Source organism: Streptomyces sp. NPDC005492, from assembly GCF_040605995.1.
In the GTDB taxonomy this organism is placed as follows: domain Bacteria; phylum Actinomycetota; class Actinomycetes; order Streptomycetales; family Streptomycetaceae; genus Streptomyces.
In genome coordinates, this window is record NZ_JBEXDX010000002.1 from 308,052 (window position 1) to 323,077 (window position 15,026).

At 64.6% G+C, this 15,026-nt stretch carries 10 protein-coding genes; 4 read left to right on the forward strand and 6 right to left on the reverse strand.

Annotation, left to right across the window (positions count from 1 at the left end; translation table 11 throughout):
- Positions 1-521: 521 nt before the first annotated feature.
- Together ABZT04_RS04215 and ABZT04_RS04220 are read right to left on the reverse strand one after the other, a co-directional pair.
- Positions 522-860, reverse strand: coding sequence for a hypothetical protein (locus ABZT04_RS04215; protein ID WP_356052721.1), 339 nt, complete (start codon positions 858-860; stop codon positions 522-524).
- Complete coding sequence (locus tag ABZT04_RS04220; protein WP_356052723.1) at positions 853-2,457, reverse strand: choice-of-anchor P family protein; 1,605 nt, start codon at positions 2,455-2,457, stop codon at positions 853-855. The genes ABZT04_RS04215 and ABZT04_RS04220 overlap by 8 nt, the downstream gene beginning before the upstream one ends.
- A 449-nt stretch (positions 2,458-2,906) precedes the next feature.
- On the opposite strand from ABZT04_RS04220, the gene ABZT04_RS04225 reads away from it, so the two are divergent.
- Both ABZT04_RS04225 and ABZT04_RS04230 read left to right on the forward strand, forming a co-directional pair.
- Complete coding sequence (locus tag ABZT04_RS04225; protein ID WP_356052726.1) at positions 2,907-5,006, forward strand: UvrD-helicase domain-containing protein; 2,100 nt, start codon at positions 2,907-2,909, stop codon at positions 5,004-5,006.
- Positions 5,007-5,358: 352 nt separating this feature from the next.
- On the forward strand, positions 5,359-8,664 hold the full coding sequence (locus ABZT04_RS04230; protein ID WP_356052728.1) for a type ISP restriction/modification enzyme: 3,306 nt from the start codon (positions 5,359-5,361) through the stop codon (positions 8,662-8,664).
- Between the two features lie 114 nt (positions 8,665-8,778).
- Here ABZT04_RS04230 and ABZT04_RS04235 read toward each other — a convergent pair whose 3' ends face one another.
- Positions 8,779-9,375: a hypothetical protein gene (locus ABZT04_RS04235; protein WP_356052730.1), complete on the reverse strand. Its 597-nt coding sequence runs from the start codon at positions 9,373-9,375 to the stop codon at positions 8,779-8,781.
- A 94-nt stretch (positions 9,376-9,469) separates the two neighbouring features.
- Between ABZT04_RS04235 and ABZT04_RS04240 the strand changes: the two genes are divergently transcribed.
- Positions 9,470-10,723 (forward strand): IS701 family transposase, encoded by a 1,254-nt coding sequence (locus ABZT04_RS04240; RefSeq protein WP_356052732.1) that lies wholly within the window; start codon positions 9,470-9,472, stop codon positions 10,721-10,723.
- Positions 10,724-11,199: 476 nt separating this feature from the next.
- Here ABZT04_RS04240 and ABZT04_RS04245 read toward each other — a convergent pair whose 3' ends face one another.
- Positions 11,200-11,328 carry a hypothetical protein gene (locus ABZT04_RS04245; RefSeq protein WP_356052734.1) on the reverse strand — a complete coding sequence of 43 codons (129 nt, stop codon included), beginning with the start codon at positions 11,326-11,328 and terminating at the stop codon, positions 11,200-11,202.
- A gap of 613 nt (positions 11,329-11,941) precedes the next feature.
- Between ABZT04_RS04245 and ABZT04_RS04250 the strand changes: the two genes are divergently transcribed.
- Positions 11,942-12,685 carry a hypothetical protein gene (locus ABZT04_RS04250; protein ID WP_356052736.1) on the forward strand — a complete coding sequence of 248 codons (744 nt, stop codon included), beginning with the start codon at positions 11,942-11,944 and terminating at the stop codon, positions 12,683-12,685.
- A 15-nt stretch (positions 12,686-12,700) separates the two neighbouring features.
- On the opposite strand, the gene ABZT04_RS04255 is transcribed toward ABZT04_RS04250, so the two are convergent.
- Both ABZT04_RS04255 and ABZT04_RS04260 read right to left on the reverse strand, forming a co-directional pair.
- Positions 12,701-13,948 (reverse strand): XRE family transcriptional regulator, encoded by a 1,248-nt coding sequence (locus ABZT04_RS04255; RefSeq protein WP_356052738.1) that lies wholly within the window; start codon positions 13,946-13,948, stop codon positions 12,701-12,703.
- Positions 13,949-14,106: 158 nt separating this feature from the next.
- Positions 14,107-14,442 carry a winged helix-turn-helix domain-containing protein gene (locus tag ABZT04_RS04260; RefSeq protein ID WP_356052741.1) on the reverse strand — a complete coding sequence of 112 codons (336 nt, stop codon included), beginning with the start codon at positions 14,440-14,442 and terminating at the stop codon, positions 14,107-14,109.
- Positions 14,443-15,026 lie beyond the last annotated feature (584 nt).

Genomic DNA, 15,026 nt, shown 5'->3' on the forward strand with positions numbered 1-15,026 from the left:
GCGGAAGGCCTGCGTGATCACGCTCTGGCGAGAAGGCCTGGGAACGCTTGCTTGAGGCAGGAGATCAGGAGATACGGATCTCGTCGCGCCTGGCCCTCCAGGCTTCCCTCTCCCCGGCTCTCGGCTGCGGCCCTGTCACTTCCAGTCGCCGAACAGGCCGGAACTCAGTTGTGCGTCGCAGATGTTGTAGCCGCCGGACGCGTGGCCCTTCTTCGTGTGACCGTTGACGGTCACCGAGCAGTTGATGTCCCCGGAGCCCTGGAGTTGCGCGGTGACGGTGTAGTAGAGCGCGTCGTCAACGGCATGGTGGTTTCGAACGGAAACCCGTCTATGTCGGCAACCGGCGCACCACGTCGTAGTCCGTCACCTCGTACACATCGATGCGTGCAGCCCTCGGTAAGAAGCCAGATGCGGAAGGCGAAGTACCTCGGCCAGTTCGGCTTCGGTGCCTTCCAGGTGCTGTCCCTGTCCGGTTCGAGATAGGGAATCGCGCATGGACCCGACATTCGTGAGTGCGCGGCTCAGAGGTCGACTGACGATGTGTCGTCGCCGAGCTGGGAGACCACGCGTGTCATCAGGCGCTCCTCCAGGACGGATGCGTAGATGGCGGCTCGGATGGTGGCGGGGTGGCTCGGTGGCCAGATCCCGCGACGGAAGACGCAACGGCGACCGCGGTAGATGATCACGGTCGTGGCGGCTACGACCATGTCGCCCGTGGTGCCGGGTACGATTTCGCAGGTGAGCGACTCCAGTTCGGCGCCCCGTCGTTCACAGAGATCGTGGGCGGCCCGGAGAGCGGACCGGAGGAATACGTCCGTGTATTCCTCCGGTCCGCCCCAGTCGGCGGGGACGTCAGTCACCGCAGTTGTGCATCGCGCTGTCCGTCGAGGCCAGGACGACCTCACCACCGTCGGCGGGCAGGACGAGGTGGACGCCGTTGACCTCGAGACCGGCGTCGGCCCCGGTCGAGGGCAGTTGTTCGTTCACGATGAGCCGGCCACCTCCGACGAGCCGGATCTCCGTGTTCGGATCCCCCGACACGGTAACCGGAACTCCCGCGATCTTCAGGGTGAGCCTGGTGCTGCCCGTGGCCTTGCCGCACTGGCTGCTGGAGGTCGCGGTGAGTCCGGATACCTCGATGACCGGCACACCAGGCAGCCCGATGCGTGCCTGCGCCACGGTCGAGGCCGCCGTGACCTTGCCGGGGGCGAGTGTCGTGGTGACCTTGGGGCACAGTTTCTGCACGGACAGCAGGACCGAGTCGTACTCAGCCGAGCACGGCGTGGCGGTCGTGGTCGCGTCCGCCGTGCGGACGGTTCCGGTGTCGGGCTGCGGATCGATCTCCAAAAGCGGTACGCCGATGAGGTCGATGTGCGCCGAGATGCCGTAGGCACGGCCCGTCGCGTACTGGAGCTTCAGCTGTACGGAGGTGTCGGAGGCCAGGTAGCCGGCGTTACCGGCGAAGGACGCGCGCAGCGGAACGGTGGCGGAGTCGGTCAGTGGCTGGTCGACCGAGGCGACGGTGCAGGTAGCGATCCCGGCGTCGCTCGTCGTGCCGGTGCATGTCTGTTGGTCGTCCCCGGTGCCGAGGGTGAAGTGCACGCTGTGGCCGGGAACCGCGTCTCCGTGGAAGTCGGGGAGTTTGGCGGCCAGTTGGGCCGGAGTGCCGTTGGCTAGGTGCGTCACGCCGGTGTAGTCGAGCTTCGTCGGCGAGGTGAGGCCCAGTTCGGCGACCGCGCTGGACGGGTTGTAGTCGTCATCGCCGCTGAAGGTGACGGCGACAGGCACGGCGTTCGATGTCCCTTGCGGTTGGTCGACGGAGTCGATGGTGCAGGTTGCCGTGCCCGATGCCGTGGTGGTGCCGGTGCACGTTTGCTGCGTGGCCCCTGTGCCCAGGGCGAACCGCACGGCACGGCCGTCGATCGGCGTCCCGAAGTTGTTGGTGAGTTTCGCCGACAGGACGGCCGGTGACCCGTTCACCGCGCGGTCGGCACCGGTGTAGGTGAGGGCTGTGTCCACCTTGTGGGGCTGCTCGGGCCCTGTGCAGTCAGCGGCCTGGAAGCAGGGCAGGAAGTAGTAGGCGGTGATGATCCCGAACGGCCTTCCGTCGCCCGAGCGTGGGTCGTTGTGGGTGACGTACACGACGACGAGGCTGGCGTCCGTGTTGGTGCAGATCACCCGGTTGTCCGGGGCGGGGATGCAGAAGCCCTCTGTGCCGATGGTCTTCTGGATGTCCTCGTGGTCGGGCACCACACCGTGTTCCAGGATGTGACGCCTGCCGAAGCCGTCCACGGGCGGGTTGCACTCGGGGCTCTTGCAGTCGGTCTGCCCTTCACGCAACGGGATGTCGTTGCCCGCCGTACCCCGGAAGGCGTCGACGACGGTCCAGTCGATCAAATGAGGGTTCGGGTCGCCGGGATCGACGCTTGCGATGCCGGGTGCGACGAAGACACCCAACAGGCCCAGGAGCAGGGCGAGTACGGTTGATGACAGATGTCGGCGAGCCCGGCTGTACGCCGGGGAACGTGTGGGCGTGTGCGGGTGACCCGTGAAGGACCGGCACGGAATCCCCTGCCTGTGACCGGACCACCCCCATGACGGCCCGGTGCCCTCGCGACGTCCTGACCGTCACGGGGATATCCACCCTGCCCTCAGGTTGGGGACATGACAAAACCTTGCCGTTTGACGGCGAGTCGGCCGACGCGCGGTCGGCTGCCCGTGTGCCCGAGACCGGTTACCGGGCCCTCCACTCACCGCAGATCCCTGATCCACCAGCTACAGCTATGTGCCCGGTGACCGCGCATGGCTGAAGTCGTTCGGTGGGGAAGCACTTGGTCACTTATGCGCCCTGCCCTGTCCCTCGCTGATCGTCTTAAGATCACTACTCTGCGTACAAGGGGGCAGGCATGGCGGCTGGTGGATCGGCATCGCGGCGGGCGCAAGAGGCGCGGCGGCAGGAGCGGTTGCTCAGGGAGCAGTGGCAGACGGCCCGGCGGCAGGCACTCCGTTGGGAAGCCGCCAGCGAGGGCGAACGCAGGGTCGCCGCCCAGCTATTGGTCCTGACAGCACGCGGGTGGCGGTTACTGGTCGACCGCAGGTGGCCGGGAACGCGGGCAGCCAACGTGGACATGCTGCTGGTTGGTCCCGGCGGTGTGTTCGTTCTCGATGTCAAGAACTGGCGCTCCGCACCAGAGGTTTCGGAGGGAAAGCTCCGCGCCGGCGGAGAGCCCCGCGATGAGCACGCGGCCAAGCTCCTGGCCGTGACGAAGGCGGCCGAGTCCGCGGTGGCGTCCTTGGGGATGTCCCCGGTCGCGGTTCAACCCTTCATGGTTTTCGCGGGGCAGCGCGTCGATGCCGGGCTGGGCAGGATCCGGCTACTGGGGGAGCAGGAGATCGGGCCTGCTCTGCTGTCGGAGCGCAGTCGACTTCGCGCCGAATCTGTACGCGCCATCGCCGACCATCTGGAGCGGATCTTCCCCGAACACGAGGGATCGTCTGTAACGCAGACGCTACCGTCCCCGCCTCACGAGCAGCCCCAAGGAGAGTTGTCCGACGGCCTGTTCGACCTTGACGGACTGCGCGAGGCGGCTCTGGAAGAAGCGTTGCGGGCCCCGATCGAGCAGTGGATGACCTTTCTGCACCCGGATCAGGTGGCTCTGGTGCGCCGCAACTGGGCAGGCCCGGCACGGATCAGCGGTCCTGCGGGCACGGGCAAGACCGTCGTCGGCCTCCACCGTGCGGCACACCTCGCCCAGCGCACCACCGGTCGGCTCCTGTACGTCACTTTCGCCAACAACCTCCCTCGGGTGCAGGCGACTTTCCTCAAGACCATGTCTCCCGCCGTGGCCGACAGGGTCGACTTCCGAAGCCTGCACTCCTGGGCCCAAGAGTTCCTGCGTGACAGCGGTATCCCCGTCCGGTTGCACGGAGACAAGGCCCAGACCGCTTTCAGCCTCGCCTGGAAGCACGTAGGCCGCGAGAGCTGCCTGACCGAGATAGACCCGGCCCCGGGATACTGGAAGGAGGAGATCGACCACGTCATCAAGGGGCGCGGCATCACGTCCTTCGAGGAGTACGCCACGGTGCCCCGCCGACGCCGTCGCGCGAGTCTGCGGCGTACTCATCGGCAGGCCGTCTGGGCCCTGTACGAGGCATACGAAGCGCTCCGCATCGAGCGCGGCGTCCACGACTTCAACGACATCCTCTCCCTCGCCCTGGCAGAAGCGCGGCGCAGCACAGAACAACACCGCTATGCGGCGGTGATCGTCGATGAGGTCCAAGACCTGACCCTGGTCGGAGTACGGCTCGTACATGCTCTCGTCGGCGACGCGCCCAACGGACTGCTGCTGGTGGGCGACGGCCAACAGGCTGTCTACCCTGGTGGTTTCCGCCTGTCCGACGCCGGCATCGACATCCGCGGCGACCGCGGGCAAGTGCTGCGCACCAACTACCGCAACAGCAAGGAGATCCTTGACGCGGCGCTCACGGTCGTCGCCGAGGACTCCTTCGAGGACATCGACGGGCTCCCCACGCCGGGCCGCCGAGACGTCGATCTCACCTATCACGACGGCAACGTGATCCGTCTATCGAAGCCGACGCCGGCCGAGCACGACCAGGCCCTCCTGGATGCCCTGCGCGACCTGCCGCCCGAGGCCCGCCCGGACACCGCGGTGCTGTGTCCGTCCATGCGCGCCATCGGCCACTACCAGCGGCTCCTTGAACGGGCGGGCATCTCCGTATGCCTGCTGGAGCACTACGACGGCCGCCCCGTCGACGCCGTCAAACTCGGCAGTTATCGCCGAGCGAAGGGACTGGAGTTCAAGCGCGTCTACCTCCCGGAGTACGACGCGGCCTTGGCGAACGGCACCCGCACACCCGACGCGCAAGCCTCGGAAACCGAGCGCGAGCGCAACGAACTGGCGCGCAGCCAACTCTTCGTGGCCATGACCCGGGCGCGTGACGTGCTGTGGTTGGGGAGTGTGAAGCGGCAGTCAGAGGGGCGATGACGGACTCGAGGTGGGGTCGAACTCGCGCATGCTGAACGCCGGTTGCGCGCTAGCGGGGGGCCCTGTCCATCAGGCTGCCGCGGTCAGTGGCTTGGAGCCAAAGACTTCTGCTGCCGATCGGGCGGTGGCCTGGGTCGGCTGTGGCTCGGGAACTCACGGTGGTATCCGTCCTATTCAGAGGGGCCACACAAGGGCCTAGTCGTCACCTGACGCGCTCTTCACAATCTGCTGCCTGCTCCTTACATTCAGTAAGAGCGTGATGTCGGGATGGGGCATAGCACATTCGAGAGCAGGGTGCGGCCGTGAGGTCTGCACAGGTGCCGTCGGCCGCTTTGACCGTCAGGGGGGCGGCGTGGCGGTACGAGCAAATCAACGCGGTAGCTACGAGGAAGCCGTGCGAGCGGCTGTTTCCGCCTTCGGCGCCGAGGTCACTCCGAAGCTAAAGGGCGGTGGGTGGCAGGAGGATCAACTCCGCGGCCCGCTGGAGACCTTGATCCGGACGGTCGGCGGACGCTTGGGATTCACGATCACGCTGACCGGTGAGGTCCCGCTCGTAGACCTGCGGGCCAGGCCCGACTACGCCGTGTCAGTCGACGGAGCGCTCGTCGGCTACATCGAGTTGAAGAAGCCGGGGCGCGGGGCGGACCCCTCACTCTTCACTGGGGACAGTGCTGGCCAGTGGGAGAAGTTGCGACTATTGCCCAACGTCCTTTATTGCGATGGGGACGAGTTTGCGCTGTACCGCAGCGGTCAACTCACTGGGGAACTTGCCCGGATGAAGGGTTCGGTCCTCAGATCGGGAGGCCGGCTCACTCCCGACGGCGGAGCCCTGGCCAGAGTGCTTCATGACTTCCTCACCTGGCAGCCGAAGCCGCCTCGTACCACCAAGCAGTTGGTTCGGTCCGTCGCCGGCTTGTGTCGTCTGCTTTGTGACGAGGTAGCCGAGTCGATGGTTCAGGAGAAGGCTGGCAGGCGCCGCCGCGTGTTCACGGAGATCGCCGAAGAATGGCGACGACTTCTCTTCCCTGAGACAACTGACGACGAGTTCGTTGAGCAGTTCGGCCAGACAGTGGTGTTCGCCCTGCTGCTCGCAAGGGTCGAAGGCATCGCCTTCGACGGTGAAACGGTCCATGCCATCGCCGCGAAACTGGGCAAGCGGCACTCCCTGATGGGAAAGGCCCTCGACGTCCTCACCGAAGAGTCGGCGACGGGAGATCTGTCCACCACGCTCGACACCCTGCTGCGAGTGGTGGGAGTCGTTGATTGGAGCCGACTCGACGATGGTTCCGGAGACTCCTACCTCCTCCTGTACGAGGACTTCTTGCAGATCTACGACCGTGAGCTGCGCGTGCGCACCGGCTCGTACTACACGCCGCACGGTGTGGTCGAGGCCATGGTTCGTTTAACCGAGGCGATTCTGAAGAGGTCGTTCGGGATCGAGACCGGCTTCGCGTCATCGGAAGTGGTCGTAGTCGACCCCGCCATGGGAACGGGCACGTTCTTGCTGTCTGTCCTCAAGCGGGCGGCCGCCATCATCACAGAGGAGGAGGGACTCGGTGCGCTCGGTCCCCGGCTCCGGCAGATGGCGGGGCAGCGGCTCATCGGCTTCGAACGGCAGATAGGCCCTTATGCCGTGGCGGACCTGCGGATGCATGCACTGCTGAAGGATTACGGCTCCGCTGCTCCCAGCCAAGGACTGCGCCTCCTGGTGGCCGACACTCTCGACAACCCGAGGGCCGAGTTCAACTGGATTCCCCACACCTACCGCCCTCTCGCGGAGTCCCGCCGACAGGCCAACAAGGTCAAGCGGGACGAGCGCGTCATGGTGGTCATCGGCAACCCACCACACGATGCTGTTACTCGGGGCGCGGGTAAATGGATCGAGGCAGGTGATCCGAATGTCGGTGAGGATCCACCCCTCGACGCCTTCCGACTGGCCGGCAACGGTACCTACGAGTCGAAGCTGTCCAACCTGCATGTTTTCTTCTGGCGTTGGGGCACCTGGAAAGTTTTCGACGCCCACGATGACGCACCGTTCGGTGTCGTTGCCTACATCACTCCGAAAGCCTGGCTGAAGAGTCGTGCATTCGCAGGCATGCGTCGCTACCTACGGAAATCAGCCGACGAAGGCTGGGTCATCGATCTTTCCCCCGAAGGCCAGCGATCTGCCGTGGCGAACCGCCTCTTCCCGGATGTCGCTCAAGAGCTGTGCATCGCGGTATTCGTACGCCGACGAGACGAACACTGCGAGGACGCTGCTCTCGTACACCATCTGAAAGTGCATGGGCACCGAGAGGACAAGACCCGGCGCCTGCTCAACCTGACCCTCGACGATCCCGAGTGGCGAGATTGCGCGACGGGCGGCACCGACCCCTTCCTTCCGGAAGGGGACGACTTATGGGCGAACGCGCCTCTACTCGGAGACCTGATGCCCTGGTCGTCGCGCGGGGTGACACCCGGCCGGGTCTGGGTGTACGCACCGGACGAGGCAACGCTCCGCAGGAGATGGCGCATTTTCCTGGGCGCCGATGCATCGGAGCGCAGGAAACTCTTCGGAGAAGCCAGAGACCGCACAATCGACAGCAGAGTGGAGCCTCTTGCCCAAACGAACGGCTACGACATGACTCCCCTACGACAGGAGCAGCGGCCTCAGCCCGACCCCGTACAAGTGGGATATCGCTCCTTCGACCGCCAGATGATCCTGCCGGATCACCGGCTCATGGTCGTCGCGCGTCCTGAGCTCTGGCGAGTGAGGGGGGATCGGCAGGTATTCACCGTGGAACAGAACGCCCACCCCGTCGTCAACGGACCGGCCCTCGTCTTCAGCGCGCTGATCCCTGACATGCATTACTTCAACGGACGCAGCGGTTGTGTCCGGCCGTTCTACCGTGATGCACGGGGCGAATCCCCCAACATCACTCCCGCTCTGCTCGACGTTCTCTCACGACGACTCTCCATGCCGGTCACGCATGAGGATTTCCTGGCCTACATCGCTGGCCTGGTCTCCCATCCCGCCTACACGGAGCGCTTCCGGGAAAACCTCGAAAATCCTGGTGTCCGGTTACCCCTCACTGGTGACGCTCGATTGTGGGGCCGCGTGGTGGGCATCGGTCGCCGTGTTCTGTGGTTGCACACCTACGGGGAACGCTTCGCTGACCGGGCGGAAGGACGCACACGTGAGGCGCTACGGCTTCCCTCAAATCGTCCTCGCTGCGCCGTAGAGATACCGGATACAGAGGAAGGGATGCCGCAGACCCTCCGATACGAACTGGAAGAGCAGCGTCTGTGGATTGGTTCGGGATGTATCGCGCCGGTGCCGCCATCCACCAGGGAGTATCAGGTCTCCGGGATGAACGTCCTTGACAAGTGGTTCGGCTATCGTCGGAAGAATCCAGCAGGCAAGAGACGTCTGGAACTCGACCATGTGGTGGCCCGTCGTTGGTCCCCTGACTGGACAACTGAGTTGCTCACGCTGCTCAACATCCTCGGCTTACTGGTGCAGGAGGAATCGGCTCAACGAGAGCTGCTGGAAGCGGTATGTTCTGGCCCTCTCATCTCCGTCCAGGATTTGACTGACGAAAGTGTCCTTCCCGTGCCACGACAGGCTCTCAAGCCCGCAAAGCCCGTTGCCGGGGGAGACGCTATGCCGGGCCTGTGACAGCGCGCCACAGGCTTGGGTGCAGATCGCCAAAAGGCGACTGTGATTTGTTGAACGACGGTACGAGCGTCGGCCTAGTACTCCAGCTGTAGATCGCTCTTGGGCCGCTGGCGCTTACGATTTCCGCGATTTGCGCCGCTTGCCCCAGCCGCCGTGTGGCCGATCCTGGTCCTGCATCGCCGCGTCGAACTGGGCTTTGCTGGTCACTGCTCGTGGTTCAGGGACGAGCGTGGTCGCAGCCGATCGCCACGGGACAGCCGAGGCCCAGCCGACCAGGGGCATGGTCTCGTCGTAGTGCGGAGCGAATTGCGCGACAGTGATCGCGGGCATCTGATAGTTCAGGCTGCGGACGTGTTCGAGGAACGTCTCGGGCAGTGAGATGTGGTGGGTTTCCAGGTAGTGCGGGAAGTCCTGACGCCACAACCAGGTACCGTCCGTCACCAGCGACGAGCATCCCGGAGAGTGCCGGTGGGCGCTGCCGGTGATGACGTCGTGCCCGGCTTCCATGACGTCGATCAGGACATGGCCGGCGTCCAGGTAGGCCACCAGGTCCGCCTCGTCCGGCTCGCCGACGGGCCGGGCAGCGTCACGGATCGATCCGTTCGGCTGGCCGGAGTGGTTGTCGAGTTCGTCGTAGAAGCCCAGCAATCCCAGCACTGCTTCCCCTTCGACGAGCCGTCCCGCCCCACTGGCACTGGCAAGTGCGGCCACCGTTGATCATCGGTGTGTGAAGACAAACGATCACGCGGTGGCCGCAGGTCACAGGGTAGACGCTGCCCGTTGGCAGGAAGCGTTCGAGGGCCTGATGGACCGCATCGCGGGCAGGTTCGCCCGGGTCGAACCCCGACGGCGAATACGGCACCTGGTACTGGGACTGCTCGCGGACCTGCCGCGGAAGAACTGCTGGACCGTCGCCGAATGGGCCGGGGAGGCGAGTCCCGACGCCATGCAGCACCTGCTGAGCCGGGCCAAGTGGGACGCCGACGCCGTCCGCAACGACCTGCGCGACTATGTGGTCGAGCACCTGCACGACGACCAGGCGGTGGTCGTGGTCGACGAGACCGGCGACGTGAAGAAGGGCATCCACACCGTCGGCGTCCAGCGTCAATACACCGGTACTGCGGGCAGGATCGAAAACCCCCAAGTCGCCGTCTATCTCGCCTACGCAGGCAGGCGCGGACACGCCGCACTGGATCGAGAGCTCTACATCCCGCGCTCGTGGACCGACCAACCCGACCGCTGCCAGGCCGCCGGACTCCACCCGGACACCGCGTTCGCCACCAAGCCCGAACTGGCCACCAAGCCCGAACTGGCCACCCGCATGATCACCCGCTTCCTGGACTCCGGCCACCACGCACCGTGGGTGGCTGGGGGCGAGGTATATGGCGGCAACCCCACATTGCGCGCAGCCCTGGAGGACCGCGCCACCGGGTACGTCCTCGCGGTAGCCCGCACCCACGAGGTCACCACCGGGGCCGGGAAGTTCCGCGCGGAATCCCTGGCAGAGAAGATCCCCAAACGGGCCTGGCAGAAGCTGTCCGCCGGAGCCGGAGCCAAAGGACATCGCTTCTACGACTGGGCTCACATCGAGGTGCCCAGCACCGCGCCCGGCCTACGCCACCTGCTGATTCGCCGCAACTGCACCACGGGCGAACTCGCCTACTACCGCTGCTTCTCATCCGAGCCGGTACCCCTGACAGCTCTGGTGCGGGTCGCGGGATCCCGGTGGAGGGTGGAAGAGACGTTCCAGTCCGGCAAGGGCCTGGCTGGCCTGGACGAGCACCAACTCCGCCGCTACACGTCGTGGTCCCGCTGGGTCACCCTCGCCATGCTCGCCCACGCCCTGGCCGTCGTCCGCGCCGACGAGCACCGCCTCCGCCCCGGCCCCGACGACCTGCTCCCGTTGACCTGCAACGAAATCCAGCGACTCTTCATCGTCCTCATCGTCCGACCCGCCCACGAGGCCGACCACTGGCTCAGCTGGTCCCACTGGAGACGTCGTCATCAAGCCCGTTCCCAAGCCAGCCACTACAGCCGTCAAACCGCGAACCAGGCATGATCGTTATCTACAGCTGGAGTATTAGGAGGCACTGAGGCGTGGGGCAGCCATGTCTCGCATGTTGTTCTTGACCAGCCGAGGGCCCAGATCCGCGGAACGTGCAGGTCCAAGAACGATTGGCCGCCTCACGGTGGGCAGCCACGGCGAGCGCTCCCTGGGGGAAGCCGACCAAGATCTCCTCCCAGATGTCTCCCAGCGATCTTCAGAAACCACTCAAGGGCCCGACCCGCTCTCGCGGATCAGGCCCCTGACCTGGTCTTACAGCTGTCGGGGTGGCGGGATTTGAACCCACGACCTCTTCGTCCCGAACGCGGTCAAGGGCCCTCGTGACGTTGCAACCAAGCTATCAGGGCTGCTCGTTCGCTCCGTGACTGTCCACGAGAGTCCGTGGCAGTGCTTGTGGGGCTGCAACGTTTGGCCCCCTGTTTGGCCCCCGGGCACCCCCCGACAGCGCTCAGGTGGCAGCTAGGCCGGTGTCAGTCGTGGCGACCTGTCCAGTAGTGCAGCGCCGCAACACTCATGATCGCAAATCCAAGAACTTGGAGATCTTGGGTGCTGCGGTTGTTGGCGATAGCCGCGAGCATCACGGTGAGGAACACGTACATCCACCCTTGCACCTTACTTGGATGATTCATCCGAATCTCTTCTTTCTTCGCCTAAGAGACATGCCGAACTTTTCGTTGCTCTCATTCGATCTGTCCGGCATCGCGAAGAACAGATCCTCGGACGGATCTAGGTAAAAGCCGGACACTTTCCCTGCCTGTGACCTAGTCTTCTGCGATACCCCCCGGACATCGCCGGACGCTCCCGGACAGTTTCGGACGGAAAGGGACGCTCGTGGACGGCACGCTCTTGACGGAACTTCAGGCTCTGAGGGTGAAGGCGGGAAATCCGTCGATTCGAGTTATTGGGAGGCTGGTAGAGAACCAGGGTCGTAAGAACCCTATGGCTCGGTCGACGATCCAGGATAAATTGAGCGGTAAGAGTCTGCCGGATCTGGCGCAGGTACTCTCAATCGTTGAGGCATTGTCAGAGTATGCGAGTTCCATCGGTGCGCCACTGACGCCACTGGACACCGGTATTCAAGCGTGGCGTGATCGGTTCGCTCGACAAAATGCTACGGGAGCCCAAGGTTCCCTATCGGATCGTACTGTCGCCTCTTTGCGGGACGTAAGCGAACAGCTCCCTTGGAATTTGGCTCCGCTCCGTACTGCTGGCATGCTTGACGTGATAGCAATTATCGACGGATCGCGAGGGAAGCCTGTATCGGATTGGCTTCCAGAGGTAGTTTGGCATCTCAGGCAAGCCGGAATGGATTATGGGGGCTTTCTAGCGGTCGCGGCACGGCAAGAACCCAAGGACCTCATGGAAACCGTGGCAGCTTTCAATGATCACTTCAAGGGCGAGGGGGATCCCTGGGGCGGAGCGTCATCCACAAATGATGAGACCCGCCATCTTTTGGCAATCGCCGCACGAATTAAAGAGCCAGAAAAGACGCCCATCTTCGTCGTTGGACTGCGGCGGGCCGGGATGGATGAATATGTCGAATCATTCTTGAGTGGCGTGGCCAGGAATAAACCTGTTAGGAGCCTTCGGGCTGCGGTGCAGGTGCTTAAGTCTGCTTCCTTGAGGGGTGATGCTACTAGGCTTTTGAAGATCATAGGTAGGGAGAGGGGGGTTAAGGATGCCGCCCACACTATTCGACATTTTTGGGGTAATGGGTCATCGGACGATGCTGTTGTTATTCTTCAGGGCGTAGGAGAGGGAGAGAGTGCAAGGCTTGTGCAGATATATCAGGAAGTTAGTTCTATGTCTCTCGGTGGAATGCGCACGCTAGATGAGATAGTTCGAGGAGTTCCAGAATTCTTGCGTGATAATAAGGCCTCGGAGCTTGAGGCGCTGGGGCATTCTGATATTGCAGAAAAGTTGCGAGCGATTGGGGACAGTAACCCGCCATTTTGAGCGACTCTAGAGTCGCTATTGCGGGAGGAATCCAGGCTTCTCTTGCCCGAGCGCGTGTAGCCGTGCGAGGTAGTCCTGTGCCGCGGGTTCGGTGGCATACCGATGCTTCATCTCAGCGGCGAGTTCGCGGCTGGTCATGATGAGCGACGGCACCGACTGCCGGTCCCCTTCGAGGGCGCGTTCACCCATGATGAGTGCCTGCTCCAAGTCGCCCTCACGTGCCGCCGTGACGCCCAGCGTGACGCGGGCTTCAGCGTTCCGCATCGGTGAGCGCTCGGTGCCATCGAAGTCCGTTCCTGCCCTCAGCACCTCTTCGGCGAGCGTACGGGCTAGCTGGTCCTCGCCGACCAGGCGGTAGCAGTCCATCGCATAGAAGTCGAACTTGGCCGGGTCCACCACGAAGTGGTTATCCAGGTTCTCCGGGTACGGCATCGCTTCGAGCATCCGTCGCCCCTTGTCCAGCGCGACCTCAACTTGCCGGCGGTCCCCAAGCCGCGCCCATGCCTTGGCTTCCTGGGCTGCGAGTTGCACGGCCACGCCGTGATGCGGCGCCGCGTCCGCTCCGGCCCGCGCCGCTGCGATGACGCCGCGGTAGTCGCCGGTCGTGAGGGCGAACCATGCGCGCATCTCGTGAGCCCACCCGGCGACCTCTGCGTGCTCAGCCTCGGTTGCGAGAGAGAGCGCGGCCTGTCGCGTCGACTCGGCAGCGTGACGAGCGCCCGTGTCGTACTCGACGCAGCCGACCAGGAGCGCGAGCCAACCGGACAGCGCGAGAACTTCGCGGTGCTGCGCGAGCGTGAGGCTCTTCTTGTGAAGGTCGACGACGCGCCGGAGCCACTGCCGCCCCTCAATCAGGAGCTGCTCGCTCGGCATGAACGGATACTCCGAGCTGAGCCGGTCCGCCGTGATCCGCAAAGCATCGAGCGTGGAGTTGTCGACATCGGACCGGTTGAGACGGCTCACGATCTCTAGCGTCTCCATGCCGGATGCCGCCAGGATCTCCCGGTCGCCGTCCCGCCGTGCCGGCGCTGGGAAGAGCGCGTGCGTCACGGTGCCGAAGAGGGCCGCGATGATCGGTTGGTAGAAGTCGTTCGGCATCTGGCCTGACTCCCAGCGCTTCCACTGGCGAATCATGCTCTCCTCTGCGGGCAGCTCCGTGGGAGCGTGCACCCGCAGTGCCCTGACTGCGTCGCGCTGCGACCAGTCGCGTGCCGCTCGCTCGGCAGCGATGCGCCGCGCCCATGCGGGCCTGTCGTCGGTCATGTGCCCTCCTCCGAGTGCCTGCTCCGAGTCTCACCCGCGGGCCAGGGGGACAGGGAAGGGGACACCGGGGTGTCACTGGACATGTCCCCACCTCCGACTCTCCGTCCCCTGGCTGTCACTTACGTCTCAACTCCCGTTCCTCGCATGCTGGTTGCAGATCACGCACCACCCGGGACGGAACGTTCTTCGAGCGCTGCGACCCGTTCAGTCAACGCCTGAATCTGGGAGCGCATTTCCGTGATGTCGTCGTGCATGTCGTTGCTGACGGAAGCCCCGTCACTGACGAAGTTACCGAGGTTCCCGGCCGACACAATGAGCCCTTCGGCCCTGAGTGCGGCCAAGCCGTTCTGGATCGTCTGGCTCGCGAACCCGAACCGGTCGATCAACTCGCGCTGTGACGGGAGCTTGTCGCCCGGCTTCATCCTCTTGATGTCCGCGCGAAGTGCGTCCGCGACCTGCGCCGCTTTCGGCTTCGGCCCTCCTGTGACAGTCATGCTCTGAAGCGTACCCACCACAGCGAACTACAGCGCATCACTCACGAGGGTTGTGCACCACAGCAGACTAGTGCAAGCTAGTCAACGAACGGCCCCGGAAAACCTCGGGGTGGCAAGTGCTTGACCTGCACGAATGCACAGGGCGGGGACGCTGCAATCCCGCTAAAGGCCAGGGGACAGGGCTTCGGCCTGACTGGCGAGGTGGCCCGGTGACCGCGAGCAACGGCCGGAGAGTGGGGACACGGTCCCCCTTGCAGTGTGTAACCCCTGTTCAGCGAGCCGAAGGAGCTTCAGTGAGTCGACGAAAGCGATAGGCGCGGCCGTGATCGACCGGCACGGCGGCGCCGCTCCATCCCCGGTCCGCAGGCACCACAGGTGCCGCGTCCAACCGGTCACCTTCCACCGAATCGCGGCGGCTAGCGCCGCGCCGGTTGCTTGCCCCGTCCGTCCGGGCGCTCTGCGGAGCGCTCCCGTACGGACGGGGTTGAGAGGAGCCGAACTCCGGTGCTTCACAACGGCTTTCGCCCTCCCGAAGCAGTCGCCGTCTCACCAAACGCCTGCGACTGCTCCGGCTTCTTGTCCCT